The organism is Nitrospira sp. SG-bin1, from assembly GCA_002083365.1.
Taxonomy (GTDB): Bacteria; Nitrospirota; Nitrospiria; order Nitrospirales; family Nitrospiraceae; genus Nitrospira_D.
This window is the reverse complement of record LVWS01000034.1, coordinates 116015-142082: the sequence shown is the minus strand read 5'-3', so window position 1 is coordinate 142082 and position 26068 is coordinate 116015. Positions and strand designations below refer to the sequence as shown.

The 26068-nt window shown below is 58.3% G+C and carries 26 protein-coding genes; 13 read left to right on the top strand and 13 right to left on the bottom strand.

Annotation, left to right across the window (positions count from 1 at the left end; genetic code table 11):
* Positions 1–25: 25 nt before the first annotated feature.
* Together A4E19_20080 and A4E19_20075 are read left to right on the top strand one after the other, a co-directional pair.
* Positions 26–1546, top strand: coding sequence for a hypothetical protein (locus A4E19_20080; GenBank protein ID OQW32326.1), 1521 nt, complete (start codon positions 26–28; stop codon positions 1544–1546).
* Positions 1547–1793: 247 nt separating this feature from the next.
* Positions 1794–5981 (top strand): hypothetical protein, encoded by a 4188-nt coding sequence (locus tag A4E19_20075; protein ID OQW32325.1) that lies wholly within the window; start codon positions 1794–1796, stop codon positions 5979–5981.
* A 120-nt stretch (positions 5982–6101) separates the two neighbouring features.
* Here A4E19_20075 and A4E19_20070 read toward each other — a convergent pair whose 3' ends face one another.
* The 8 genes from A4E19_20070 to A4E19_20035 all read right to left on the bottom strand — a co-directional run bounded on the left by A4E19_20070 (position 6102) and on the right by A4E19_20035 (position 12093).
* Entirely contained in the window at positions 6102–6326 is a 225-nt protein-coding gene (locus tag A4E19_20070) for a hypothetical protein (GenBank protein OQW32324.1), read from the bottom strand.
* Between the two features lie 15 nt (positions 6327–6341).
* On the bottom strand, positions 6342–7379 hold the full coding sequence (locus tag A4E19_20065) for a hypothetical protein (protein OQW32323.1): 1038 nt from the start codon (positions 7377–7379) through the stop codon (positions 6342–6344).
* A gap of 2 nt (positions 7380–7381) precedes the next feature.
* Positions 7382–8713, bottom strand: coding sequence for a cytochrome BD ubiquinol oxidase subunit I (locus A4E19_20060; protein OQW32333.1), 1332 nt, complete (start codon positions 8711–8713; stop codon positions 7382–7384).
* A gap of 110 nt (positions 8714–8823) precedes the next feature.
* On the bottom strand, positions 8824–9288 hold the full coding sequence (locus A4E19_20055; GenBank protein ID OQW32322.1) for a hypothetical protein: 465 nt from the start codon (positions 9286–9288) through the stop codon (positions 8824–8826).
* The gene (locus tag A4E19_20050; GenBank protein ID OQW32332.1) at positions 9285–10301 is read right to left on the bottom strand and encodes a short-chain dehydrogenase; all 1017 of its coding nucleotides are present in this window, start codon (positions 10299–10301) and stop codon (positions 9285–9287) included. Before A4E19_20050 ends, A4E19_20055 begins: the two co-directional genes overlap by 4 nt.
* A 32-nt stretch (positions 10302–10333) precedes the next feature.
* Positions 10334–10534, bottom strand: a complete 201-nt coding sequence (locus A4E19_20045) for a hypothetical protein (GenBank protein ID OQW32321.1) — start codon at positions 10532–10534, stop codon at positions 10334–10336.
* 10 nt (positions 10535–10544) lie between these two features.
* Positions 10545–11573 (bottom strand): hypothetical protein, encoded by a 1029-nt coding sequence (locus tag A4E19_20040; GenBank protein ID OQW32320.1) that lies wholly within the window; start codon positions 11571–11573, stop codon positions 10545–10547.
* Between the two features lie 157 nt (positions 11574–11730).
* Positions 11731–12093, bottom strand: coding sequence for a hypothetical protein (locus A4E19_20035; protein ID OQW32319.1), 363 nt, complete (start codon positions 12091–12093; stop codon positions 11731–11733).
* 70 nt (positions 12094–12163) lie between these two features.
* Between A4E19_20035 and A4E19_20030 the strand changes: the two genes are divergently transcribed.
* The 6 genes from A4E19_20030 (at position 12164) to A4E19_20005 (ending at position 16467) form a co-directional block, all read left to right on the top strand.
* On the top strand, positions 12164–13213 hold the full coding sequence (locus A4E19_20030; GenBank protein ID OQW32318.1) for a hypothetical protein: 1050 nt from the start codon (positions 12164–12166) through the stop codon (positions 13211–13213).
* A 55-nt stretch (positions 13214–13268) separates the two neighbouring features.
* Positions 13269–13544, top strand: a complete 276-nt coding sequence (locus A4E19_20025) for a hypothetical protein (protein ID OQW32317.1) — start codon at positions 13269–13271, stop codon at positions 13542–13544.
* Positions 13545–13587: 43 nt separating this feature from the next.
* Positions 13588–14175: a hypothetical protein gene (locus tag A4E19_20020; GenBank protein OQW32316.1), complete on the top strand. Its 588-nt coding sequence runs from the start codon at positions 13588–13590 to the stop codon at positions 14173–14175.
* A gap of 141 nt (positions 14176–14316) precedes the next feature.
* Positions 14317–14736: a hypothetical protein gene (locus A4E19_20015; protein OQW32315.1), complete on the top strand. Its 420-nt coding sequence runs from the start codon at positions 14317–14319 to the stop codon at positions 14734–14736.
* A gap of 288 nt (positions 14737–15024) precedes the next feature.
* Positions 15025–15729, top strand: coding sequence for a hypothetical protein (locus A4E19_20010; protein ID OQW32314.1), 705 nt, complete (start codon positions 15025–15027; stop codon positions 15727–15729).
* Between the two features lie 186 nt (positions 15730–15915).
* Positions 15916–16467 carry a hypothetical protein gene (locus A4E19_20005; GenBank protein OQW32313.1) on the top strand — a complete coding sequence of 184 codons (552 nt, stop codon included), beginning with the start codon at positions 15916–15918 and terminating at the stop codon, positions 16465–16467.
* Here A4E19_20005 and A4E19_20000 read toward each other — a convergent pair.
* The 3 genes from A4E19_20000 to A4E19_19990 form a co-directional block, all read right to left on the bottom strand.
* Positions 16455–17822, bottom strand: coding sequence for a hypothetical protein (locus A4E19_20000; GenBank protein OQW32312.1), 1368 nt, complete (start codon positions 17820–17822; stop codon positions 16455–16457). The two genes, A4E19_20005 and A4E19_20000, sit on opposite strands and share 13 nt — an antisense overlap.
* An 82-nt stretch (positions 17823–17904) precedes the next feature.
* On the bottom strand, positions 17905–18519 hold the full coding sequence (locus tag A4E19_19995; protein OQW32311.1) for a hypothetical protein: 615 nt from the start codon (positions 18517–18519) through the stop codon (positions 17905–17907).
* Positions 18516–18923, bottom strand: coding sequence for a hypothetical protein (locus A4E19_19990; GenBank protein OQW32310.1), 408 nt, complete (start codon positions 18921–18923; stop codon positions 18516–18518). Before A4E19_19990 ends, A4E19_19995 begins: the two co-directional genes overlap by 4 nt.
* Positions 18924–19395: 472 nt before the next feature.
* On the opposite strand from A4E19_19990, the gene A4E19_19985 reads away from it, so the two are divergent.
* Positions 19396–19764, top strand: coding sequence for a hypothetical protein (locus A4E19_19985; protein ID OQW32309.1), 369 nt, complete (start codon positions 19396–19398; stop codon positions 19762–19764).
* Between the two features lie 265 nt (positions 19765–20029).
* Here A4E19_19985 and A4E19_19980 read toward each other — a convergent pair whose 3' ends face one another.
* Together A4E19_19980 and A4E19_19975 are read right to left on the bottom strand one after the other, a co-directional pair.
* Complete coding sequence (locus A4E19_19980) at positions 20030–20323, bottom strand: hypothetical protein (protein OQW32308.1); 294 nt, start codon at positions 20321–20323, stop codon at positions 20030–20032.
* A 269-nt stretch (positions 20324–20592) separates the two neighbouring features.
* Positions 20593–21525 (bottom strand): hypothetical protein, encoded by a 933-nt coding sequence (locus A4E19_19975; protein ID OQW32307.1) that lies wholly within the window; start codon positions 21523–21525, stop codon positions 20593–20595.
* Positions 21526–21874: 349 nt separating this feature from the next.
* On the opposite strand from A4E19_19975, the gene A4E19_19970 reads away from it, so the two are divergent.
* The 4 genes from A4E19_19970 (at position 21875) to A4E19_19955 (ending at position 25971) form a co-directional block, all read left to right on the top strand.
* Entirely contained in the window at positions 21875–23179 is a 1305-nt protein-coding gene (locus tag A4E19_19970; protein OQW32306.1) for a hypothetical protein, read from the top strand.
* A gap of 284 nt (positions 23180–23463) precedes the next feature.
* Complete coding sequence (locus tag A4E19_19965; GenBank protein ID OQW32305.1) at positions 23464–23877, top strand: hypothetical protein; 414 nt, start codon at positions 23464–23466, stop codon at positions 23875–23877.
* Between the two features lie 36 nt (positions 23878–23913).
* Positions 23914–25056, top strand: coding sequence for a peptidase M50 (locus A4E19_19960; protein ID OQW32304.1), 1143 nt, complete (start codon positions 23914–23916; stop codon positions 25054–25056).
* A 375-nt stretch (positions 25057–25431) separates the two neighbouring features.
* Positions 25432–25971 carry a hypothetical protein gene (locus tag A4E19_19955; GenBank protein OQW32303.1) on the top strand — a complete coding sequence of 180 codons (540 nt, stop codon included), beginning with the start codon at positions 25432–25434 and terminating at the stop codon, positions 25969–25971.
* Positions 25972–26068 lie beyond the last annotated feature (97 nt).

The following is a 26068-nucleotide window of genomic DNA, read 5'->3' as shown; positions in this document are numbered from 1 at the left end:
GCAATGTAATCCGGCCTTTTGTGCGATGCTGGGCTACACCGAAGAAGAATTGCGCGGGTTGACCGTCCACGGGCTGATCCATCCCGACGATCTGGCCGGGAACCGGGCTGGAATCGAGCGGCTCATACAGGAGGAATCGTCGAGCTTCGAGACCGAGAACCGGTATGTGCACAAGCAGGGGGAGCCGGTCTGGGCGCACAAGTTCGTCTCGCTGCTGCGCGACCATGCGGGCAAGGCGAAGTATCTGGTGGTCCTTGTCACGGATGTGACGGAACGACGACAAGCGGAACAGGCCTTGCGCGAGGCTCAACAGAAGCTGCAGCGTTGGAACGTCGAGCTGGAACAGACGGTCACCGTGAAGACCGCCGAGCTGATGCAGTCGCAGGAGCGTCTGCGCGCGCTGGCCAGCGAATTGAGCCTGGCGGAGCAGCGGGAACGGAAACGGCTGGCGACCGAGCTGCATGACCATCTGCAACAGATGCTGGTCTATGGGAAGATGACGATCGGACAGGGGAAGCGTCGGATCGCCGACGTGCCGGCCGCGGCGGAAGTGATGACGAAGGTGGACGATGTCCTCTCGGAGGCGCTGACCTATAGCCGCACGCTGGTCGCGGAACTGAGCCCGCCGGTGTTGCGGGATGAGGGATTGGCCGCCGGTCTCAGGTGGCTGGGCGAGTATATGAAGAAATACAATCAGACGGTCACGGTCCTGATCCCGGAACAACAGGAACTCAAACTTCCGGAGGCTCACCGTGTCTTGCTCTTTCAATCGGCCAGGGAACTCCTCATCAACGCCTCCAAACATGCCGGGACGGGCCAGGCGACGATCCTCATGGAACAACGCCATGGGCATCTGCGCGTGACGGTGAGCGATGAAGGCAAGGGGTTCGACCTGGCCGCGGGAACGGCGGGAACACCTAGTGGCGGGATCTCGTCGAAGTTTGGTTTACTGAGCATACAGGAACGGATGAAGGCGCTGGGCGGATCGTTCACCATCCAATCCGCTCCGGGGCAGGGAACCGCCGCGACGCTGGTCCTGCCCTTGGCCATGGAGGCCGAGCGGCACGCGCCGTACCCGACGACCACATCTGTTGTCCGTGCGGCGGTAAGTAAAGAGGGGACATCCGTGGCGCTTATGAAAGAACGAACCATGGTGCCGGTGTTGCTCGTGGATGATCATGCGATGGTGCGGCAAGGCCTTCGCGCGGTGCTGGATGCCTACGAAGACCTTCACGTGGTCGGAGAAGCTCGAGACGGGGCGGAAGCGGTGAAGTGCGTCGAGGAGCTCCGGCCTCGCGTGATCGTCATGGACATCAACATGCCGAAGATGACCGGCATCGAGGCGACGGAGCAGATCAAGACCAAGTGGCCGGAAACCATCGTCGTCGGCATCTCCGTGAACAGCGACAACGACGACAGCAACGCGATGAAGCGAGCCGGAGCGGTCGTCGTGCTCGCCAAAGACAAGGCGGTCGATCAGCTGCACGACGCGATCGTTCACGAGGTCGGCGCAGCCTCGGAAAAATTTTCCCCCTCCTCCCACTGACCGACCCCCGTAGCACTCATCGTTCACGAGTCTTCTCGCTCGAACAGATCCGATTCCTCCAGCGGCGAAGGTGGTCCGAAAATATTCGAATGACCTGATTTTTCTTAGACTCTCCCCCTAGGAAACCCCCTAGTTCTTCATGAACCTCATTGTGCCGGCGAGGTGATGAGCGTACGATGCTTCCCTTCGTACCGCACAGTACGGGCGCCTCTCTAACCATCCACCGCGCGAGGAGCCACGCAATGTAGTGAAAACGAAGCGTGGAGAAGTCATGACCCGTTCTCACCAATGGACCATCATCAACGTCAACGACTCTTCGACTACGCAAGCCTCGTCCGTTCAGCATCTCCGCGAGGCCGGATACCGGGTGATTGAGGCCTCCACCAATGAGGAAGCCTGCTCCATGGCGGAGCGGGAAGGAGCGGCGCTGCTGCTCTTGCGCGAGCAAGAATCGGAGGCATTTCATGTCTTGGCCGACCATGCGCCTGCGCTCCTCTGGATGAACGGGCCGGACGGCTGCGAGTTCGTCAATCAGGCGTACCTCGATTTTCTTGGAGTGCATGATGTTGACGTGCGAGGGTTCGATTGGGCGCAGTATGTCCATCCCGACGATTGCAAGGGCTACGTCGCAGCCTATCTGGAAGCCCTGGCCGAGCGCCGGTTGTTCGAAGCGACCTTCCGTTTCCGGCGCCATGACGGCGAATACCGCTGGATGAAATCCGTCGGCACGCCGCGATTCGGGCCGGATGGAGGTTTTCTCGGCTATGTCGGCTCCACGATCGACGTGACGGAGCTTCAAACTCGTGCGTTCAACTATCCGTCACCTACCAGTACAGGCTCTGATCGGAACGGCGAACTGCACCGGCGGTTTCGTACCGCTTCCACATGGCTTGCGTCGATGACAGCCTGTATCGCCGGTCTGGTTTTAGTCGGGTGGGGGTTCGGCCTCACGCTGCTCACCAGCATTTCGTCGTCGTTCATGTCCATGAAAATCACGACAGCCGTGGGGTTTCTGTGTTCCGCAGGGTCGGTGCTGCTCTTCAATACGAGAAGGAGCAAGTCGAATTCAGGAGCGGAGAAGGCTCTTGGACTCGCGTCGATCACGTTAGCTGTTCCAGCTGTCCTGCTTGGGTTCGGTACCTTGCTCGGCTATTCAGTCGGATTGGCAGGGGACGCCACGCATCCGGGGTGGATGGCGCAGGCCACCGCCGGGTGCTTCGTGTTGTTGTGGGTTGCGCTGATGTTCGCGAATCGCTGCGGCCGCATCAGTGAACGAATTTCGGAATTCTCGACGTTTCTCGTGCTGTGTATCGCCGGCGTAGCGTTGATCGGATGCCTCTACGACAAAAGCTCCCTCTATGCCGTCGGACCCTACAGCTCCATGGCCCTGCATACGGCCCTGTCATTCGTCTTTCTCGGCGCCGCATTGCTCTGCGCCGGTCCGGACCGCGGTCTCATGGCGACGCTCAGCAGCGGAGAACCAGGCGCGGTCATGATGCGACGTATGTTGCCGTTGACGGTGGGCCTGCTCGTGATCACAGGATGGATACGCCTGGTCGGTGAACACAAGGGATGGTTCGGGTCGCACTTCGGCCTGACGTTGCTGGTCGGACTCAACGTGGTGGGATTCGGCATGATCCTCTGGTCGGTCGCCCGCTCCTTGAACAGCACGGAATCGGCGCTGCGGGAGAGCGAAGAACGGTTGCAGGCCATCTTGGACCGTGCGCCGGCGGCCTTCTTCATTAAGGACGCCGAGGGTCGTAGCCTGTTTATGAATGAGTATTGCGCGAAAGTCCTTGGGGTGGAAGCGCGCGCGGCGAACGGAAAAACGGAATACGAGCTGTTTCCTCGCGACTTGGCCGATCAATTCAGGGCCAACGATGCCAAAGTCTGGAAGAGCGGGAAACTGTCCGTCGTGGAGGAGTACATCCCAAGCATGGAGGGCATACGCACCTATCTGTCGCAGAAGTTTCTCCTGCAAGACCCGCAAGGGGCGCCCTATGCCTTGTGCGGCATCGCGACGGACATCACGGAGCGGAAACAGGTTGAAAAGCAACTGCGCGAAAACGAAGAGCGATTGCGGTTGGCGCAGCAGGCGGCCCGCGTGGGGACCTTCGAATGGAACCTCCAAACTAACGTGAATACCTGGACGCCTGAGCTGGAAGCGTTGTACGGGCTCCAACGGGGTGAATTTGGACGAACGCAACCGGCATGGGAACAGCTCATTCATCCCGATGATCGATCCCATGCTCTCCAATTGGTCGAACAGGCGTTTGAAACGGGCCAACCCATCCAGGGTGAATGGCGAACCGTCTGGCCGGACGGCACGGTCCATTGGCTCGCCGGTCGCTGGCAAGTGTTCAAAGATTCGGAGGGAACGCCGCTCCGCATGACCGGTGTTAATTTCGACATCACCGAACGCAAGCAGGCGGAAGAAAGACTTCGCGAAAATGAGGAACGACTCCGGCTGGCACAGGGCATTGCACAGGCGGGCATCTTCGACTGGAATGTCCGTACCAATGAAGTCACGTGGACGGCGGAACTAGAGTCGGTGTATGGCTTGCGGGCCGGAGAATTCAGCCGGACGTACCAGGGTTTTCGCGACAGAGTCCATCCCGATGATGTGGCTCGGATCGAGGAGGAGCGGGATCGAGCGTTGTCGGAACATCGACCCTGGCACAACCTGGAGTTTCGCATCGTGTTGCCTTCCGGGGACATTCGCTGGGTCGATTCGGCCGGCGGCGGCATCTATGATGCGAGCGGGACGTTACATCGCGTGCTCGGGATCAATATGGATATCACCGAGCGCAAGCGGGCTGAAGAGCGACTGCGAGCGAGCGAAGAGCGGCTTCAGTTGGCCATGAAGGTAGGTCGGATGGGATCGTGGGATTGGGATGTGTTGACTGGGCGAGTCGAATGGTCACCCGGACACTTTGAGTTACTGGGCTTGCGTCCGGGTGATGTGCAACCCTCTTATGAGGCTTGGGCCTCACACGTGCACCGACATGACTTGCCCGGTGTCGAAAAGGTCTTGCAGCTGGCAATGGCCTCGCGTGATGAGTACCGGGCGGATTTCCGCGTGGTTTGGGCCGATGGCAGTACGCATTGGATGGCGGGGCGTGGTCGATTTGATTACGACGCGGACGGACGATGTCTCAGGATGGTGGGTGTGATGGTCGACATCACCGAACGGAAGCAAACGGAAGAGGCTCTGTGGGAGGCGCAAGCGCGGTTGCAACGCTGGAACGTGGAGTTGGCGCAGGTCGTCGAGGTCAAGACGGTCGAGCTGGTCCAATCGCAGGACCGTCTCCGCGCCATGGCGGCCGAGTTGAATCTCTTGGAGCAGCGGGAACGGAAACGGCTCGCTACGGAGCTGCACGACCATCTGCAACAGATGCTGGTCGTCGGCAAGCTGGCGATCGGACAGAGCAAGCGCGCGGTCCAAGGCGTGCCCGTCTGCGAAACCGCTCTGAAAAAGGTCGATGACGTCTTGTCCGATGCCTTGGCCTATAGCCGCACGCTGGTGGCGGAACTCAGTCCCCCGGTCCTGCGGGATCATGGTCTGGCCGCCAGTCTCAAGTGGCTCGCGGAGTATATGAAGAACAAGCACGACCACCGCGTGACCGTCGTGGTGCCGGACGATGAAGACCTGAGACTCCCGGAAGATCAAAAGATTCTCTTGTTCCAATCCGCGCGAGAGCTGCTGATCAACTCCTCGAAACATGCCGGCACCGGTGAAGCCACCATCCGGATGGAACAGCGGGATGGGCAGTTGCGGATCGACGTGCATGATGAGGGCGTGGGCTTCGATCTTGCTGCTGCTGCTGCTGCTGCTGCCGGTACGACTGACGGCGGTATTTCGTCCAAGTTCGGCCTGTTCAGCATTCAAGAACGGATGAGAGCGCTGGGTGGCTTGTTCACCATTCAATCGGCGTTGGGAGCAGGGACCACGGCGACGCTCACGCTGCCGCAACAGCACGAGGCTAAGGTCAAGGCTGAGATGAAGGGTTCAGAAACGATTCTTGCCTCAGCCTTAACCTCAACCTCCACCTTGCGGTCTCATGCATCACGCATTCGTGTGCTTCTGGTGGACGACCATGCGATGGTGCGGGAAGGGTTGCGCTCCGTACTGGATGCCTACGAGGATCTTCACGTGGTGGGAGAAGGTCGAGACGGGGTGGAGGCGGTGAAGCTTGTCGAAGAGCTGCGGCCTCGCGTGGTCGTCATGGACGTCAACATGCCGAAGATGACCGGCATCGAAGCGGCAACGCAGATTAAGATCAAATGGCCGGAGACCACTATCATCGGCATCTCCGTCAATATCGGGGACGACAACGCCACCGCGATGAAGCGGGCCGGAGCGGTCATCGTGCTCGCGAAAGATTCGGCGGTGGACGAACTGCATCAGACGATACAGCAGGTGTTGAAGACCTAAGTGGGCAGAGGCAACGAGCCCGGACCATCGACTCCCGATTGTTTGATTGCGACCATTGCACGATGCGATCGTCCACGAAGTCGCGTTTCTACGGACAAGGCCGCTTGCCCCAGTGACCGATCACCGCGCTTCGCGTTGGTTGACCGGCGGATCAGATCCTTCATAGGCGCGCTCCCTTTCGCTCTGCCAGAGCGTCGCCATCAGCCACATCAGCAAGAGCATCAGGGCAAACCGGAAGAGCCAGAAGTACGGGAGGCCGAGATACGGCGATTTGAACGCCCCGAAGAAATACAGGGCCACGATGATGAGTCCCAGGAACAAGCCACCGGCGATCAGCGTCACCATAAGAAAGTCCTGCTTTTAGCTTTTGAACTGTGCCGGGCGCGAGAGAATGTCCCCCTTGAACAGGGTGTATAAGTAATACAAAAAGGGAAGCAGCACGATGGATCCCAGGAGCAGGCTGGCCAACAGCACGTCCAATGTGCTGTGAGGAGCCGCATCGTGGATCGTCACCGACGGTTCGACCAGATACGGGTATTGCGAGAGAGCCCAACCCCACAAGACCGCGACCGCTCCGCCTCCCGCCAGGAATCGAGCCAATCGATCGCGCTCGGTGATCAATGCCCACAGGGCCGCCACGTGCAACAGCGCGGTGGCCACGATGGTGGCACGGCCCACAGCCGTCTTGGCCAGACCTCGATGGATTTCCGGGGCGCCGTCGCGTGTGAGGAACAACGCGACGGCGGCCATGCCGATGACGAGTATCCCGGTCATCATGGCCCGTCGTCGAAAGAGGCGGCGTAATCCCGGGTCCCGGCTCTCCATGATCAGATAGACGGCGGCGAGATAGGCGACCAATGCCGTCGCGAGGAAACCGACCGCGATGGGAAAGGGCGCGAGCCACGGGTCGACGAAGGTTTCTTTGACGGTACCGGTCGGTCCGGAGAGTCGCCCCGAGGCGATGGCCCCCAGGACCAGCCCCAACATGGCGGGAGTCAGCAGGCTCGACCAGGCGAATATTCGATGCCAGATCGCCGGCGCGCCCGTGAATCCGTCCGGACGCGACGTGATATCGTGCGTGCGAATCGCGAAGGCGGTTCCCCGCAGCACGATGCCGATGAGCATCACGGTCAATGGAATGTGCAGCCTGATCGAGATGACGGAAAAGGCGGGGGGGAAGGCGGTAAACAGAATCACGACCGCGATGATGAGCCACACATGGTTGGCTTCCCAGATGGGACCGATGGCCTCGTCGATCAACGCACGTTGCGGCTGGCCACGGCGCCCCATCGCAAAAAGCGTCCAGATCCCGGCGCCGAAATCCGCTCCGCCGAACAACAAATAAAACGTCAGCGCGCCGACGAGCGCCGCGGCAACCATGAGCTCATACGAGGGCATCGCTAGGCGGCTCTCCTTTCCGTTTCTGTTTCCACCGGAGGGACGGTCGCCGCGGCCGCGATGTGACGCCGGATCGCCCAGACGACGACGCCGGCCAGGACGACATACAAGACAGAAAAGGTGACCATCGGAATCCAGAGGCCCGGCATGGGTGTGACGGCCTGGGACGTGCGCAGGAGCCCCTGTATGGTCCACGGTTGACGTCCCACTTCCGTCACCACCCACCCGGCCTCGATGGCGACGAGTCCCAGCGGAGCCGTGACGACCAAGATCCTCAGGAGCCACCGATCCGTTTCCACGCGGCCTTTCCACCGACGCCAGCCGGCCCAGAGGGTGACCCCGGCCATGATCAGTCCACAGAGGACCATCACCTGGAAGGCCACATGGGTGACCGCGACGGGGGGCCAATCGTGACGAGGGATCCGGTCCAGTCCGGGAACCACCGCGTGAAGATCTCCGTGGAGGAGCAGACTCAATCCGTTTGGAATCACGACCGCATAGTCGACGGTTTGTGTGGACGCGTCGGGAAGTCCGAAGAGAATAAAATCCGCTCCGGCTTCCGTGACGAAGAGCGCTTCCATCGCGGCCAACTTAGCCGGCTGATGATCGGCGACGGCCCGCGCGATCAGATCTCCGCTGATCGGCTGAAGGAGCGCGGGGATCCCGCCGACCACCAGCGCGATGGCCAAAGCATTTCGGTGAAGTCGATGGGTCGGGTGGCGCAGCAGGAGAAAGGCATGGATGCCCGCGACCAGAAAACCGGTCGCGGCGAAGGCTGCCAGCAGCATATGCAACGTTTCATGGAAGGCAAAGGGGTGCAGAAACGGCACGAGCGGCCGGACGTTGCTGATTTGTCCGTCGATGATGTCGAAACCGGTCGGGGCGTTCATCCAGGCGTTGACCGTGACGATGAAGATCGCGGAGGCGGATCCGCTCACCGCGACGACCAACCCGGCGATGAAGTGCGTCCGAGGCGGGATGCGCGACCAGCCGTAAAGATAGATCCCCAAGAAGATCGCTTCGGTGAAGAACGCAAATCCCTCGAGCCCGAAGAGCGGGCCGACGACCGGGCCGGCGTGCTCCATGAACGAGGGCCAGAGCAGGCCCAATTCGAACGAGAGGACGGTCCCGGACACGGCGCCGACGGCGAACAAAATGGCGGTGCCCTTCGCCCAGCGCTTCGCCAGCGTCAGATAGACTTCGTCCCCCGTCTTCAGCCACCGCCACTCGGCGGCCGCCATCAGCACCGGCATCGCAATGCCCAGGACGGCAAAGACGATATGGAAGCCCAGGGACATGGCCATCTGGGAGCGAGCGGCGATGAGGTCGGACAGCATGGGTGCGTCTTTCAGGTCCCTAGAGTTTCCGGTTTCGGGTTTCTGGTCTGAGAGCGAAGGGTTTCAGGTTTTGGGTTCTGCTCTCTTGAACTCGAAACCTCATGGACTCATTTCCCTTCCAACGCCATGCCCTGTTCCCATCCGTAGCGGACGGCATCCTTGTACTGATTCCAGAGACCCATCGTGCTTTCGTTCCAGGTTCCGCGTACTTGAGGTTCCACGCCGTTCCAGTCCGGTTTCCGGTAACGTGGGTCGAGGGCCAGTTCAAAACCGTGTTGATACGCCGGCCGGTATTGATTGTAGTCATAGTGGGATGTCGAAAAATGCGATCGATAATGGTCCTTGAACCGCGCTTCGTGAGCCACGAACTTATCGAACGCTTCCTGTTCACGCTCGGTCATGCGAGCGACGCGATTCTGCTTCTGTTGAGACGACGATTGTTCCGGCGCCTCGAAGGAAACGAGGCGGCCGCCGGCGGATACGTGTTGTCCCACCGCGATCAGCAGCGTGAACATCCCGACCAACGGAACGACCAGGATAAGCGAGCGGAAAACGGTTGTAGGCTTCATCATGCCGACCTCCTTGGCGTCAGGAAAGAAGACAAGGCCGCAACCCCCAATCCTCCGAGTGCCAACCAACCGCGGTAGCGGTTGACCCAGGCCTGTAGGCTGTAGTCGGCGGAGCGTTTGCCGAACCGACCTCTTGCGCCGTAGTCGCCGGGCAAGGGCTCGTAGAGATTGTTGGGACGATGGGGATCCACCGGTTCGTGCGTCTGCTGAGCCTCGTATCCCATGGCGGCCAAATAGTGATCCAAGAGTCCGGGGACGAACTTGTCGCCGATGATGGCTTGCACGGCGGACAAGCCGATCGTGAACTCGCGTCGAGGATGATGGGCGACCCAGTAGACCGATCTGGCGATGACTTCCGGCTGAAAGATCGGCGGAACCGGCTGGGGATGGTTCGGCATCCGTGTCTTAATCCACGAGAATTGGGGTGTGTTGACCGCCGGCAATTGAACGATCGAGAGACGGACCCGGCTCCCGTCATGGATGAGCTCCGAGCGCAACGATTCCGTGAACCCCTGCACCGCGTGTTTGGCGCCGCAGTAGGCGGATTGCAACGGAATGGATCGGTATGCGAGGGCGGAGCCGATTTGCACCACGATGCCTCGGTCTCGGGGCACCATACGGCGCAACGCCGCCAAGGTCCCATGGACGTATCCGAGATACGTGACCTCGGTCACTCGTCGGTACTCCGCTGCCGTCATCTGAAGGGCAGGCGACAAGACGGACACCATGGCGTTGTTGATCCAGATATCGATCGGGCCGAACTCCTGTTCCGCTCGATCCGCCGCGGCTTCCACCTGCGTGTCGTCGGCGACATCCGTCGGGATGGGCAGCGCCCGCCCACCGAGACGTTCGACATCCCGCCTGGCTCCTTCCAGGCCGTCCCGGCCGCGGGCCAGCAGGACGACGGACGCGCCGTGCGCCGCGAACTCCTTTGCGATGGCTCTGCCGACACCGGCTGAGGCGCCGGTGACGATGACGACTTCGGATTTTGTCCTGCCGTTACGAACACGATTCATCGGTCCTCCTGCTCGGCCTGAATACGACCGCATCATGGGACTCTCACCGTGGGGTCATATCCTTCATAGGGATGATCGTATAGGGCGAAGCCGACGGTGAGCACGAACAGCACAAGAAGCAGATAAAACGCGAACCGAAACGCATCGCTATAGGGCGTGCTGAACCAACCGGCGACGTACAGCCCCGTGATGATCAGGGCGAACAGCAGAATGCCGGCAAGCAGCATGGTCATCGCGGATCTCCTATCCGGCCTTCTTCCATTGTCGCTCAGGTGTCGTGAGGGTTGACGTCGGAGACGGTGTCGTCCAGACACGGGACCAGCCGCCACCCGTTCGCTCTCGGCCGCGTCCTTTGAAAAAGGACAGGAGAAGAATCATTCCGCCGATCAGCGCGCTCCGTGCGCCGATGTGCAAAGGGCCGTAGTTCAGCAATACCGGGGCCAGCATCAACCAAAGACCGAGAGCGACGTTGACCCATCGAACGGAATGAGTAACTTCAGCCATGGCGATGATGGCCGTACTCACCACCAAGGGGCCCACAATATGATCGACGACCCGCTCCGGCCCTTCATACCCCATGACATCCGGTGCAGCCATGAGCCAGGCGCCCAGAGGGATGACCAGCAAGTGATTCCATATTCCTTCGAAGGGAAGACTATCCGTGCCGGTCTCCCTCGTGGGGGGCTGGACTGGTTCGAGCGCCGACGCGTCGCGATGCTGGATGGCTTCGCCGTGCCAGAATGTCTTCCACACCGACCGATTCTGCTCATGAGCACGCCGAAGGAACTGGAGACTCGCCAATATTTCATCCATCGCCGGCCCGATCATGATGAGCGAAATGAACGCGGAAAACAGGCACAGGGTACACCAGGCATGCAACAGCACCGGCTGGGAAATGACCAACAAGACGCTGACGAGTCCCAACGGACCGACGGCGAGGCCGAACAAAACGACCATCCACGGCATGGTCCGCCAACGTGCTTGTCCCCCGATGACTCCGGTCACGGCATCAAGTGCGTAGGCGAAGGCGCCAAGCGCCGCGTCGGGGACGGGAAGGAGATGAGAGAGAAACGAATTCAAGACCGTTTCACTTCCCGCGCCGAACAACGGTTCCCACACCTGTTCCACCCAGCCGAGTTGGTAGAGGGCCAGGTAACCGGAAACCGCGAACCCAAGGCAGGCCACACCCACGATCCACAGGCGCTCAGACCACGTCGAGGGATTGTATGACCATCCAAACGGGGCATCCGTACTGTCCGATCGTGGAGCCATGGCTTCCTTGTGTCTGTGCCCATGATCTCGAGGAGCGTCCTCACTCCGACTATGCAGATGTCCTCGGTAGGGCAACCCTGGGTCTGGGACGCCCTGTCCCAAGCAGGACAAATGGTCACATGGTGTCCGCATTGCGAGTCATCGTCGGCGGCGAATTTCAATCCTCGGGAAATCTAATGGATAAATTTGGCAATGGTTTCCGCCATCGCATACGTCCGATGTACCCACACGCAGACGCCATGAGGGGGATCGCAAAAAAGATCACAGCCCATTTCAGCGACATCTCACGTGATGCAATCTCGTGACGCAACATCGGTGCCCGCGCTGTGGAGACGTCTGCCCAAGATAGACCGTCCTTCACGAACAAGTTGTTCGGTGTAGGGAGACAGCGTGTCCGCCGGCCAAGAGCCGGGTCCTTCTTGTGCGTCGATGTGTCTTGAAAAAATTCAGCTGATTGGTCGATGGCCGCGCCAAACGCACGCCACAATCGTCTTGGTATGACCCTTGCGAAAATTATCATCTTTGGCTGATTTCGCCGATGCGGAGCTCGATCTCATCTCCATCTTGAACACATCGAAAGGAACATAACCATGACGACGTTATTACATCGTGTCATGTTACCGCTGGTGAGTCTTGGACTTGTGGCCGTCTGCCATACCGACGCCTGGTCCGATCAATCAGACACCACGAAAGGTCAGCACCCGTTACGACAGCAATCGATGAACGAAGCGTTGAACTTGGGGGGCGATCGACAATCGTCCAAATATACCGACCACAAGGCGTCGTGGAAGCAGGTGAGTGGGGAAATCGAACGGGTCAAGAAAGTGGCGGTGCGTGGGAAAGGGGAGGAGCATCTCGCTGTTCTCCTCAACACGGAGCAGGGCCGTCGCGTCGTGGCGGATTTGGGACAGGCCAAGCAGTTTCGCGGTGTGGAGCTTCGTGCCGGCGATTGGATTGCGGCGCGCGGCCCCGTGGGTCGGGTGAATGACCGTCGCGTGCTGTTCGCCCGCGAGATCAACGTCGATGGAGAGGTCATCCGCATCGATCGCGGGATGCCGGCACAACATTCGCGCCGATCTCCGAAAGCGGTGAGCGGGAAGATCGCCATTATCAAGGAGTTGAAGGTCAAAGACGGCGATCAACCCCACCAAGTCGTCCGAATCCTGATGAAAGACGGGAAACAAGTCGTTGCCGATCTGGGAAAGAAAGCCGCCCTTAAAGGTATCAATCTCGAATATGGACAAGAGATCTCCGTCGAAGGACCGATGGCAAGGTTGAGCGGCAAGCCGTTCGTCCTGGCTCAGAAAGTCACCACCAAAGGCGAGACGGCCCGCATCGAGCGGGAATTCTTGTCGGCGATGCCGCCCGGTCGGGAGGGAGAAGAAGCGGCCGCCGCCGAAAACAGATCGCGGGAAGTCAGCGGCGAAGTGCTGGTGAAAGGAGAGGTGCTCAATATCGATCGTGATGGGTTCTATATCGTGAGAGATCCCAGCGGGAAAGAGGTGCATCTGCTGATCGCGGAGGATTTGAATCAAGGCCTGCAAGTCGGTGATCGCATCCAAGCGCAGGTTCGGCCCGACGGGTCGGTCACGTCTATTTCGAAGGCATCCGAGACTCAATCTCAGTCGCCGAAGCAATAAGCGGTGGTACGACCTTGCGTCAATCGACAGGAGAAGAACCAAGAGGAGGTCCGCAATGAAACGGCTGATCGGTCTTTTTTGTTATGCATCCTTCTTCATGCTGACGACCATGACGACGTCCGCCTTCATGGCATCAGCCTCGGCGTATTCGGGCGGATATTTCGATGATGGATTGTACGACGACGACTGGTACGTCGACTATTACGAGCCGCCGACCGACTCTCCGCGTATGAGCAGCCAGGACGGCAATCAGGATCAGGACAAGCTGCGCGAGTATGATGCCGGTCAGATGTACGAAGGGGCGGAAGAAAGCGGCATCTTCAATTATTAATCTCTCATCGCCGCTTGGCGAGTTGATCGAGGAGTCCGTCATCATGAAGAAGTGGATTGTGTTTGTAGGCTGCATGATGGGAATTTTCGGCGCCATTGCCCTGATTCTCCCCATACCGGGCGTGGCGGCGCCCTGGCTGGCTCCGGCCGCCGACGAGCACATCAGTGCTCAGTGGGTGAAAGACGTGGCAAGAGCTCTTGAAAGCAACCGCTTCAAGAACGTCTTCATGCACCAGGCGTTTGGGTGCGATCAATGCGCTATTCTCGGATTTCTCAATGATGCGGCCGATGCGCTGGAGAGCGATAACCCGAGACTGGCCAAAAGCCTCGTTCGTCGGGCGCTGCCCGTCTTGGACGACGGGCGGGAACTCGGTCGATATTCCAAACACGATATTCGTCCGATCAAACGTTTGATCATCCGGAAGGCGAACGAGGGGTTCAAGGAATTTGGAGCCGAGCAGTTCGCCCGATCGATGCAGCATGAGAGTCGGGACCCACGATATGAGGAGGGAGATGATCCGCTGTTTGGTCAATCCGACAAGGCGGACCATTACGAAAAGGAGCCGGATCGATGGACGGGATACACCGGCGAGAGCCGATATGGACTGACAGAACGGCTCGATCAAAGATAGGACCGTATAAGAGCCGTCCGTGACGAAGTGCGTGTCCGGCCGGACTCTTCCGTTATGCCGGGTCCGTCGGTACCGTCGCTCAAGGGTAGCGAGACAAAACAGACCCATGGAAACGGAAGATAGAGATGAGGAGGTGCGTACATGCTTGAGATTACTATCTCGTTGTGCCTGGCGTTCCTGGCCATCTGGGGTTTGATGGCGTTTGCCGGTGAGAGGAGTGGATGGCAATGGGGCATGTGGCCGGCACTTCTGCTGTTTTTTCTGGCCATCTTGGTCGGGGGGTTATGGTTGGCACCCCTTGGTCCCCCGTTTGTCGGTGTGTACTGGTTACCGTTCGGACTCGTCGCGCTGTTTATCACGTTGTTCTGGGTCGCGATGCCGCCTCCGCCGAGACGAAAGCGGGGGACTGAGATACAGAATGCCGAATCGACCGCGCAGAGCGATACGCCGGCCACCGAGACGGGTATTGGAATATGGTTCTGGTTGCTCGTCCTGGGACTGATCGTCGCCGCGTTCTTTCGCTATGCCGCGTACGTGTCGCCGGTCGCCCAGGCATCGTGAAGCGGAAATCGGACGACGTGAAGATCGGGCCCTGTGGAAGAGAGTGCTGTGTGAAGTGTGTGGCATCGAAAGGTTGAGAAACCGGTTGCCGCTCGCCATCGAACGAATCCGTCCAAGGACGACTCACACGACAAGTAACCCGTAGCTCGATGCGGGAGCTGTGCGGGGCTGTCATGATCAAGAGCCGGGAGAAGAAACGGATGCGCCGGGTAGGACGATTGCCGATCGTTCCAAGGACATAGCATGAAGCTCGACTTATGCTTTCCTGATTCATAAGGAGGTGGAACAATGACTAGACTTCAAAAGGTATCGCTCGGAATTGTCCTTGTCGGCGCCACAATCTTTCCGATCTTGACGAGCCAAGCGCAGTTTTACGGGCAAAATTGGTACGACTTTCCCGACACGACGATCTATCCTGGAGATCCCTCTCCTTCGGACGGAGGCTATTCAGGTACAGGAACGCAAAGTTGGCGATGGCTGTCCGATCGTGAACTGAAAAAGGCTGTTGAGAACCAGCTGTTCTGGAGCCCATTCGTCGATGCGGATGACATCAAGGTTTCCGTCAAGGATGGAAAGGTGACTTTGCGCGGAACCGTGGAGGACCAGAGTACCGCCGAAGGTGCGATTGAAAACGCATACGAAGCGGGTGCCAGAGACGTCGTGAGTAAGCTCAAGACGGCGGAAGAGCAGAGGGCACACGAACAACGGTCTCATCGGAAAAATCAGCGGACAAAGACCGACCAACAACTGAAAGAGGACGTGAAAAACCGGCTTGCCCGGCATCCCAACGTGAACCCCGTCGATAACGGCGCTTGGCGAGTGGGGGTCACTGTACAGAACGGCGTCGTCACGTTACGAGGAACGTTGGATGATCAACATGCGGTGAATGACGCGATCCAAGCCGCTTACGAGGCGGGCGCCAAGGACGTGGTCAGTAAGTTGGATGCGGCGGAAGAATCCGGGGACGAAGGATTTATCACGAAAGACTTTTAACGGAGCACTAGTCGGTCCGGAGGGAGCAATGACGCAGTGTATGGTCCAAATCCTTTCGCCCGGTCGAGGCTCTCAGCCTGATGGCCAGAGTCGATGTTCGTCGGTGATGCCGACGTACGACTCACCGCCGCACAGCGTCGGACTGGACGGTGCCGTTAATTCTGGAGGGGTGAAAGAAGGTGGCTCATGAATCGGCCGACGATTGGGGTGATGTCGGTGTTGGTGTTGTTCGCCGGCGGATGTAATCGGCCGGACGTGATCCCGGAACGGCTTGAAGGAAAGGTCGATCGCGACCTGCGATACGCCGATATTAAACATGCTCCTCAAACACATAAAGGAAAACTCATGCTGGCGGGCGGGAAAGTGCTGTCTGCCGAACGCGTGCAAGACGGCACGGTGATCCACGTGCTGCAGATTCCCCTGTCGGGGGATTTGATTCCGACCGGCCGGGAAACCGAGTCGAAGGGACGATTCGTGGTGATCGATCGCAGCGGCCAGGTCTCCGATCCGGCCATATTCGACGATGATAAGACACGTATCACGGTGGTCGGGGAGGTGCTGGGCACGACGACCGTCACAGTCGATGAGAGGCAACAACAGGTTCCGGAGCTGGCCCTCAAACACGTCACGGTCTGGGACTGGGACCGCATGAAGGCCGGCTATCGGCCGTATGCAGGCTATCGATATCCGTCCGGTTGGGAATATCGTCACTCCCACGGCTATCCCTATTCTTGGTGAGCAACCAAACCAGAACATCGAGCTCGTTGGTGAGCGAACGAGTCGCGAACGGTCCTGAGCTTGGCTCGCACCTGTTCACGATCGATTTGCTGCGGGAGACTGCCGCAAAGCCCCTCGTCGATCGCCATGACCTGCCGTTCGAGCGCTGCGATTGCCTCGCTGTCGGTCAGGTGAGCCGTGACCAGCTTGCAGGTATCGAGTAGCCGGATGGTGACAAGAGCACTCGTATGTCCGTATTGGCGAATCGGACTCATGGTCTGTTCGATCAGTTCCGCTTCCGATACCGAATAGATCACCAGCCTGAGCCGACCTTTATCATCGTATCGGTACGGAGACGGTGTCCTGCGCCGGCCCAAGCGAATCATGGCGGCGCCCAGCCGATCGATACAGGCCAACGCTGTCGTCGGATCGTTCATGCTCGGCGAGAGAGCCCTCACGGCGATTTCGGTGAGTTGCTGCGCGGGGAAAAGCATGTCTTGCACCATCGTTCGCTCATCGCCCAAGATGAGTGCTTCGCATACCGTGTCGCCGACCTTCGGGAGTACCCGCTCCGCGGGGAAGATCGTGGCAACGGTCGACTCGCAGGTTATGAAATCTCCCGGGCGACAATCTAAACGAATGGTGAGGTCATGCCGAGCGGCGAGGAGGACAAGTTCCTCGACATTCACCATCTGTAGATACCCGCTCTCACGTGATTCAATCCGTGCGCAGTTGCCGTCGAACGTTTTCGAAGGGACGCATGGGTTCTGTGTTGCAGGAGGCGAGGGTCCCGGTCGCTTCACACGTTGAGGGAACAGCCTATCGATGGCCTCATCGAGGTCCAGCGCCACCTTGGCGATTACACTCGACGCGCGAATGGAGGACGTGGCGTGGTGAAAAAAATAGATGAGCACGCCGGCCGCCGTCAGAGCCAACACCAGCGCGATGGAGACCGACAGGTGCGGCACGAACTCGCCGGCTTCTTCCCCGCGCACGGCTCTCAGTATGATCAGGCAGTACAGATGGATGGAGATGAACGTCCCCAGAACGACTTGATTCCCGCGATCATGCATGAAATTACGGAGTAAACGCGGGCCGAATTGCTGAGAAGCCAGCGTGAGCGCCACCACCGTAATCGAAAAGATGACGCCCGCCACGGTAATCATCGCGCCGGCCACGGTGGAGAGCACTTCCCGTGCTCCATCGGCTCCTCCTCCGTACGCGAACGCGGTCTCAGCGGGTTTCCCCTTCAATACATGGTGATCGATCCATACAACGGTAAATGCCAACGTCACCGACCCTGCGGCCATGATCGACGGCACGAACCAAAGACTGCCTCGGATCATATCCCACAGCCAGGAAAGCTTGGTGAGCATGAGGGTGTTACTCAATACGGCTTGGTGAGTCCGACATGATTGAGTGAAAAGCTGTTCCAACCGAGCATCGCGTTTTCTTTCCTTAATTCAGCGGCTGCGGCATGAGGTCGGTCGAGGTCCAAGATATGATGAACAGCAGGGTGTATCGCTCGTGGTACACCGTGGCATCGACCGCGGATGGGGAGGCGATCAAACGTCCGGTTTCTTCGTCGTAGAGGTCCATGGACAGGCGCGAATAACCGCGGTGTCGCACCGTACTGTAGAATGTCAGCTCAGGCACGGCGATGGGCCAGAACCCGCTGTTGATTTGCGGAATGCCGACAAACACTTCTTTTTTGTCGAGGCCGAATGCATGCATGAGGACGCGCATGCGGTAGGCCGGAGAGTCTTTTCCGATGATCACGCCTTGCCGTGCCACCCAGGATTTCACGACGGCTTCGGCAAAGAGTTTGTCGGTGGAAAAGTCACCGTGGGAAGGCGGCCATGCGAACTCCACGGCGACGGAGTCGCCGGGCCTGATCGGAACGGCGGCATCCTCAAGGCTACGGAAGAGAGACTGTGTGAGCAAGAGTTGTTCGTACGGTATCCTCGGACCACCGACCGAACTCGCCTTCGTATTGCACCCGCCGACGTCCAGCAGAGCAGCGGCGGCCAGCAGACAGAGGAGCCGGCGGCGGCCTCGACGGTACAACCTCATCTGCAGCGATCTCCTTCCGGTGGTTCCCCCCAGGCGGCGTGCAACGCATGACAGGTCAGCCAGGTGATTCGGGCGCCGGTGGGACTCGATCGATATTCCGTTGCGCTGGCTTGGCCGCTCCATAGCACGGCATTGGAATCGGGATCTACTCCTCGCACCGAGACGGTCGGGGCGCGCAGGTCTCCCGTTTGTTCAACCCACACGATGGTGTGGGCCCCGATCCTGCGCGCCGTATCCGTTATTTCTGGATGGGTCGGTATGGGCCATGTGCCGGGCATCTCGAACGGCGTCACGCCACGGTTTTGCAGCCAACTCACGGTGGCCGCCACGGCATTCGGTCGGTTTCCGACGACCAGAACTTGGTTTGCCGCCATGGAGAGCCGGTGATGGGAACCTTGAGTCACCGGAGCTTCGTGGCACCCCATGATGGACCATGCAAGAAGGAAGACTATTGTTTTGGACCTGTGCAGCTGCCGGATGGCGTTTCTTCTGCAAGACATGTGGACGGAGCCCTCGGGTTATGGATGATGCTCGCAAAAGTATGTGCAGAATGAGTGCCAACGTTCTCGTTAGATGGATTTCGCGTGCCAATAGGGGAAGGGAGCGTTTGTTCACCGGCGGATAAGGTGTGCGTTCACAGACAAAATATCCCATACAACAACCTTCTAAAGAAGAGTTCTGGAATAGTCGGAACCGGAACGACCACGGAGTGCATCGGTGCGCCTTTTGCAAAGTATTTTGCAAAGTATAGGTGGTATGGATTGGGACATGTAGAGAAGGTTTCAATATCGGAGGAGCATATCGATGCTCAGCAGTAGAGGTCGCTCACTTATATTTATATTGTTGGTCGTTTGGATCCTATGGCTTCTTGTCCTTATGGGAAAGCTGGCTTATGCCCAGGATCAACAACAGGCCGCCGTGCAGGCGGTGGGGGATGAGATCTTAGAAACAAAAGTGGAACGGCGCCTGCGCATGGAAGGACGAATTCGATTCGACTCCCTCAAAGTCGAAGCCTCCAATGGTAAGGTGACGCTCTATGGGATTGTGAAATCGAACGAAGAACGGGAATGGGCGACAAAAGCTGCAAGCACCGTTCCGGAGGTCGTGGCGATTCACAACGAGCTTCTGGTCCAGCCTGAGAGCCAGCCTGGGGACAAATCGACGGATGCCCGCATTACTGAGACGACTCGCGACCGCGTCATCGAAGGTCCGGCCGGAGTGAAAGACCGACAGATTCTTCCCTGACGAGCGGTGTAGGTCGGGAACATAGCCCTATTCCTCTGCGTGAAGACGAGTAATCTCAGTTAGTACCGCTCGTCCGCAATCTGATGAATCCGAGTGGGCGGCGACTATCGTGAATACACAAACATGATCAAAGCCATCGATCTTGTCAGACGACTTGCAAACCCGCCAAATTGAGGAGATAGAGCACCGGAAACATGGCGAAGACGACGAAGCCATGATCATGAGAGAGGACGTAACGACTGGAATTGCTTGAACCGACCGGTGGTCACCAGCAACGCCGAAAACAGCACTGTACCCACCCCATACCACGTTGCTCGCCCGGGAAGGCAATCATCAAGACACTCCCGATCAATGCAGCAATACCGGCGATGGTGACGACCGCGGCGAGCAGTTGAGGAATGAAGATCAGCCGGACAGCCCAGCCTTTAGGTCTCGGCAGATCGCCGCAACCTTCAAGAAGCGTCCGACCTGTGACGACCGTATATCGTCCGACTTCCCGGATCATGGTCCACATGAACAGCGGAACGATCAACGGCCGCCCAGAGCATTTCATAGCCATACCGTGAGCCGACTCGGGGTGTAAATAAAATGGCTCCCGACCCGACGGAGGAGATCATCCACAAGAGGCCTGGTCCGTACCACCGGATGCGATCCGTGCCTTGTGCCGGTCTGCGATGTCTGCGCGGAGAAATGTTTCGGACATGAAGCTGAGCTCGTTCACACGGTAGCAATACAACTTATGGTCTTATGGTATTGGAGAAGCGGTTTTGTATGGTGACTTTCCGGGTTAAAGCCTGCCGGCGAAGTCGCATGTTCCTGCTTCATCGCTCATCGAGAAAGGCTTTGGGGCTCAGGTCTGAGGTGTGAGTCTGCGCGTCCTTCGTGCCTATTGCGGCTTCCATCGGTCTTGTCGTGGAACCAAACCACCTCATGAGGATAGGGGATATCGATACCCGCTCGATCCAACGCCAGCTTGATGCCCGTGGCGACCATATTGCCGGTCTTTAGGACGGCAGTCTGGTGGGCGTCGGTCCAGAAATACACGGTGAGGTTGACCGATGACGGCGCCAGTTCGGTGACATGGATCCACGGAGAGGGGTCCGGCAGGACTCCATCGGTGTCGCGCAAGACCTTTGCAATCACTTCGCGCGCTTCCTCGATGGAATCGGAATAGCCGATTCCGACGGTAAAATGGGAGCGTCGCTTCTCATAGGCGGTGCGCACAAGAATCGATCGTGAATACACTTCCATGTTAGGGACCGTCACCAGCTCTCCGTCATAGGTCTGGATTTTAGTCGAGCGGGTATTGATATCCTGGACCGTCCCTTCGAACTCTCCTGTCCGGATCTGATCACCTATTCGAAACGGTTGTCGCCACAGTAAGAGAATACCGGCTAAGAAATTCTGGAGGATATCTTTGAAGGCGAACCCCGCGGCAATCGATGTGATGCCGAGCCCGGCCATGAGATCCCCCGGGCGGAACGTCGGGAATACGATCACGGCGGCGACGAAGATTCCAAGGACGACTATCACCACCGAGACAAGCCGTCCCAAGAGATCGGCAAGCGCGGGATTGAGCTGCGTGCGGCGACCGCCAGCGCGGACCATGCTTTTCACCATGCGAGCGGCGACATAGAACATGGCCAGTACCAGTAGCCCGATGAGGATGAACGGGAGCCGTCCGAGGAATGCGTCCCATAGATCGATCAGCGTCTGCCAAGCCGCGCCAATATCGTTCATGCCGGATTGGTTGTGAGTCATTGTCTCCTTGAGGGTAACTCGCCCTTAGCCGGACATTGCCTTCAGGCGGATCGGGTCTTTGGCGGAAGGTACTTGTTCAGCCAGTTCCGCTAGTAGAGAGCAGGAGCTATGCCACGGCAGGTTCTCTGGTCCACGCATCTATCTTGGTGTGTGCGCGATAGCATTTTTGGAATTGTATCTTGGAGAGACAAGCGTGCAACGCATGCCATATCGCTGTACACCACAGCAGCCGCCTTGTGCTCTTGAATGATTCAACTTCCGCAACCTTCCCCTGGTCAGTAAAAAACGAGCATCGAGCCTAGGCGACTCCCTAGTAGGACACTTTGTCCTCACCCCGCATTCTAGTGACATGGATGGTTGTGGGCCTGCCCGTCACACCTACGTATCGCTGATCCTCCTCTGTGTTATTTCGATTCTATGGATCGATTCGGTTCGAGCGGATGACCAGCCGACTCCATTGGCCGGTGAAGAATTCCATACGAAGGTGCTCGGAGAGCGTGTCGAGGTGCCGCCCCGCGACCGCAGGAACGTGACCGCCGCGAGCTTCGGCGTTCAGTATCTTCCGAATGGACCGAGTTTTTATCAAGTCTTGCCATTCGGAGCCTTTTACCTGTGGCGCCATTCACACGATTACAAGAAGCGATTTCGCGGCAGTTTTGCGCTCGCAGTGAATGATGTGGCATGGAATGTGGGCTCCAGTGCATCACACGGGTGGGAACTCCGATTCACGTTCAATAACATGATCATCCCTTTGGGACGAGCGGAATATGTCGAGGGGCAGATTATTCGAGACGTCGAGGTGCAGTGGAATTATGTCTTCGCGGGTTTCGGTCTCGCGTACCGGAGACTCTTATCGCCCGGCCATCAGGACAACGCACTCGAGCTGTCCCTCACCTATGAACCGGGCTATCTCTGGTTTAAAGAAAGCGGAGACGCGTCGCCGAACTTCATCGTGCCGACCGATACCTATGAAGGCCGAGTCCATTTTCGACTTCGGAATGACGCGTTGGAACGCAACTTGATGGAACTGCCTCACCGCGGCTATGCCTTCGGCGGAGATTTTTTCTACGGTCATCGCGCAACCTGGGGACAATGGGGGGGAGTGGCCTTCGGGGCTCCGAATGTCGACCGGGAGCGGGACTACCTCCGAGCGAGCGGCTATGCCGTCATCGCCGGGGGAATCCCCTTTCTGAACAGCGAGCGGCATCGCTTTATCGCCACGTTTTACGGCGGCATAGGACAGGATCTCGATCGCTTTTCCGCCTTTCGGCTCCCGGGGCGACCGACCGGATATGAGTGGGAGGCGCTGGCATTACCGATCCTACCAAGCGTCGCGTTCAACGAGTTGTTTCCCTCGCGCTATGCCATCGTGCACGCCACCTATCGGTACGAGGCCTTGTTCTTTCTCTATCCGTACATTCGTGGGCTGTATGGATTGGTCGAACAGCCGCGTTTTCAACCCGGCGGGCAGATCCGCAACGAGATGGATTCCATGCCCGCGGTGAGCGCCGGCGTGGTGAGCGGCGCTCCATGGCGTTCCCAGATAGAAGTGAACTACAGCTATAACTTCGGCATTTATTCCGACCGAGGCGGAGGTCCGCCGATGGCCGGTCGACACGGCTTCTTTGTCTTTTGGTCCAAGGAATTTCGGTAGCGTCGGACCACGTTGGCCATTGAAGGATAGATCGACAAGCCTCGTGGACAAGTTGTCCGTCTGAAGAACATTCTCCCCCCGCGGTGCTCTCGCCCGGCGATCGGACCTGCATTGCCCCTTACGCATGGAGAACCTCTTCGAAATCGAATGTTAGAACATGTGTTCGTCTTACCGAACGGATCAAGGCCTGGCTCAAGTTTTGCGAAATATTCGGACATGTGAACAGAGAATGAGTCGGGTCAGCGTCACGTCACGGGAAGGCGGACCGAGGGGGCCTCGGCATTATGGTGGAGATTCTTGTCGCGATGTTTCTGGCATTCGGCGTCATGTGGGCGCTGATCGTGTATGCCGGTGAGAAGGGTGGATGGGGCGCATGGCCGGTGTTTTTCCTGTTCTTCTTCGCCATTTTGGCGGGAGGGCTATGGCTGACTCCGGTCGGTCCACCGCTGGTCGGCGTGTATTGGGTCCCGTTTTTGTTTGTCGCCATCTTTATCGCGTTGTTCTGGGCCGCTGCTTCTCCCATGCCCAAGCGAAAGAGACGGAGAAGTCCACCGCCGTCTGAACCAAGGATGGAAGATGATCAGCCTGTGGCACCGGTAGGGTTGAGTATCTTATTCTGGCTGCTCCTGGCCGGCTTAGCCATGGTCGCCCTTTTTCGCTATGCAACAACGCTTGGGCCCCTTACCCAGGCGTCATGAACACAGTGGCCAAACCGCCGAGCTGGAAAGGAAACAATGTTCGGAAGAAGTGTCGCCTTATTTCGGTTATTGGGGTTTCAAGTCCAGGCGGACCTGAGCTGGTTGATTCTCGCATTCCTTATCACTTGGTCTCTGGCGACCGGCTATTTCCCGTTACATTATACGCATCTCACACCCGTTCAGTACTGGGGGATGGGAATCCTTGCCGCCGTCGGCTTGTTCGGATCGTTGATCTTTCATGAATTGTCCCATTCGTTGGTGGCTCGGCGGTTCGGTATCCCGATGAAAGGTATTACGCTGCTCATATTCGGGGGGGTGGCCCATATGGAAGAAGAGCCACCGAACCCCAAGTCTGAATTCTTGATGGCGATTGCGGGACCGGTCTCCAGTGTACTGCTGGCGGCCTTGTTGTATGCCGTGATGTGGGGCGGGCGAGCCATCGGTTGGCCGGAACCAGCAAATGGAATATTGGGGTACTTGGCGTTCATCAACGTCCTACTGGCGATGTTCAACATGGTGCCGGCCTTTCCGTTGGACGGCGGACGAATATTTCGTTCCGCCTTGTGGGCCTGGAAAGGCGACCTTCGTTGGGGAACGAAACTGGCGGCCCGGTTCGGCTCAGCCTTCAGCATCCTGCTCATGGGATGGGGCGCGTTCAACCTCCTGAGCGGTCACTTCGTGGGAGGGTTCTGGTATCTCCTTATCGGCTTCTTTTTGTACGGCGCCGCCGATCAAGCGTACCAGCAGATGCTCGTGAACCGGGTTTTGAGCGGTGAACCGGTCACACGGTTCATGTCGCGCGATCCGATCAGCGTACCACTGGACATTTCAGTGCGATCGTTGGTCGATGACTATTTTTATCGCTATTTCCATGATGTGTTCCCGGTCGTGGTGGGCACACAGGTCGTGGGCTGTGTCTCGAAGAGGCAGATCGCCGCCTTACCGCGATCGGAATGGCCCTATAAGACCGTAGCGGACATCATGACCGGTTGTTCGTCGGAAAATACGGTGCAAGCCGAGTGCGATGTCATCAAAGCGTTGGCTCAAATGAACAAAACCGGATCGAGTCGGCTGCTCGTTCTTGACGGAGATCGCCTCGTGGGGATGATCGTCCTCAAGGATCTGCTCAAATATCTTGCGTTTCGCATGGATCTGGAGGGAACAGGGAGAGCCGCGTAAACTTCTGCATCCGGATGAAGAAATCGAATCGATCAGGGCGACAACACCATGCACGATGCCGGAAGGGAACATCCTTCTTTCAGTCCAATATTGTTACCTACTGTTGAAAGAAAGATACAGTACGGCTTGTACGGGGTCTCCAGCGGTTTGTCGCTGTGTGGTGAATCCTCGGGAAAACTAGGTGATTGGTTGATCGCTATGTATGATGTGCATGGCTCATATTTTGCAAAATCAATTTTTCGGGTATCGCCCGCATCCGGTCCGGTGAGAGTACAAAACGAAAACAGTATCGGATGATGCAAGAGTGCTTCAGAGAGTGAGAGCCGACGCCCATTCGAAAGAGACCACCTTCGAGAAGCTGTCGAGAGGCCTTTCATGGCTGAGATCCTTATCTTGTGGTTGTTGGGTTTGATCGTGGTTGCCATTGCATGGGGAGTCATTGATCGGATCACCGTGCCTTTCAAAGCCCTTGCGCAATCGTTGCGAGCTCCCCAACGAAGCAAGCGTGTGGAAATTGTTGTCGCGACTCTTTTGGCGTTGGCGGTGCTCTCGATCATGGTGGCCACGGCGAACCATCTTCACGTGAACACCATAATAGAGAGAAGCGGACTGCAGACGCTCCTGATATGGGCCGGTGGCCTCTGGTTCGTCCCGTTCCAGTTCGATGATGTGGGACATTACTGGCTCGCCGCGCTGGCCATCGCCTTGACTCTGATCCTATTTTGGGTGTGGGGCACTGCTTCTCCTTCCCCCCGAACGCACGCCCCAATAAACGTTTCGCCTCAACCGGGACAAGATACGACCGCCGGTGCGACGGGTCTGGGGTTCCTCTTGTGGATTGTCTTGATCGGCCTCACGGTGACCGCCATCGCCCGATACACGTCGATGGGGAATGCCGTGGCCCTTAATTCATAACCGTTCGCTCCTTCTTTCGTCGATCGTCTGCAACAACACTCTCCAGTCGGATCCGTAATCCGCCCGTCTCGGTGCATCTTTCTCTTAAAAAAGCCCG

Coding starts and splice junctions, on each gene's coding strand:
- A4E19_20080 (OQW32326.1), top strand. CDS start 26: ATGCTGGGCTACACCGAAGAAGAATTGCGCGGGTTGACCGTCCACGGG.
- A4E19_20070 (OQW32324.1), bottom strand. CDS start 6,326: ATGGTGACGCTGATCGCCGGTGGCTTGTTCCTGGGACTCATCATCGTG.
- A4E19_20065 (OQW32323.1), bottom strand. CDS start 7,379: ATGCCCTCGTATGAGCTCATGGTTGCCGCGGCGCTCGTCGGCGCGCTG.
- A4E19_20055 (OQW32322.1), bottom strand. CDS start 9,288: ATGATGAAGCCTACAACCGTTTTCCGCTCGCTTATCCTGGTCGTTCCG.
- A4E19_20050 (OQW32332.1), bottom strand. CDS start 10,301: ATGAATCGTGTTCGTAACGGCAGGACAAAATCCGAAGTCGTCATCGTC.
- A4E19_20045 (OQW32321.1), bottom strand. CDS start 10,534: ATGACCATGCTGCTTGCCGGCATTCTGCTGTTCGCCCTGATCATCACG.
- A4E19_20040 (OQW32320.1), bottom strand. CDS start 11,573: ATGGCTCCACGATCGGACAGTACGGATGCCCCGTTTGGATGGTCATAC.
- A4E19_20035 (OQW32319.1), bottom strand. CDS start 12,093: ATGATAATTTTCGCAAGGGTCATACCAAGACGATTGTGGCGTGCGTTT.
- A4E19_20030 (OQW32318.1), top strand. CDS start 12,164: ATGACGACGTTATTACATCGTGTCATGTTACCGCTGGTGAGTCTTGGA.
- A4E19_20025 (OQW32317.1), top strand. CDS start 13,269: ATGAAACGGCTGATCGGTCTTTTTTGTTATGCATCCTTCTTCATGCTG.
- A4E19_20020 (OQW32316.1), top strand. CDS start 13,588: ATGAAGAAGTGGATTGTGTTTGTAGGCTGCATGATGGGAATTTTCGGC.
- A4E19_20015 (OQW32315.1), top strand. CDS start 14,317: ATGCTTGAGATTACTATCTCGTTGTGCCTGGCGTTCCTGGCCATCTGG.
- A4E19_20010 (OQW32314.1), top strand. CDS start 15,025: ATGACTAGACTTCAAAAGGTATCGCTCGGAATTGTCCTTGTCGGCGCC.
- A4E19_20005 (OQW32313.1), top strand. CDS start 15,916: ATGAATCGGCCGACGATTGGGGTGATGTCGGTGTTGGTGTTGTTCGCC.
- A4E19_20000 (OQW32312.1), bottom strand. CDS start 17,822: ATGCTCACCAAGCTTTCCTGGCTGTGGGATATGATCCGAGGCAGTCTT.
- A4E19_19995 (OQW32311.1), bottom strand. CDS start 18,519: ATGAGGTTGTACCGTCGAGGCCGCCGCCGGCTCCTCTGTCTGCTGGCC.
- A4E19_19985 (OQW32309.1), top strand. CDS start 19,396: ATGGGAAAGCTGGCTTATGCCCAGGATCAACAACAGGCCGCCGTGCAG.
- A4E19_19980 (OQW32308.1), bottom strand. CDS start 20,323: ATGGCTATGAAATGCTCTGGGCGGCCGTTGATCGTTCCGCTGTTCATG.
- A4E19_19975 (OQW32307.1), bottom strand. CDS start 21,525: ATGACTCACAACCAATCCGGCATGAACGATATTGGCGCGGCTTGGCAG.
- A4E19_19970 (OQW32306.1), top strand. CDS start 21,875: ATGGATGGTTGTGGGCCTGCCCGTCACACCTACGTATCGCTGATCCTC.
- A4E19_19965 (OQW32305.1), top strand. CDS start 23,464: ATGGTGGAGATTCTTGTCGCGATGTTTCTGGCATTCGGCGTCATGTGG.
- A4E19_19960 (OQW32304.1), top strand. CDS start 23,914: ATGTTCGGAAGAAGTGTCGCCTTATTTCGGTTATTGGGGTTTCAAGTC.
- A4E19_19955 (OQW32303.1), top strand. CDS start 25,432: ATGGCTGAGATCCTTATCTTGTGGTTGTTGGGTTTGATCGTGGTTGCC.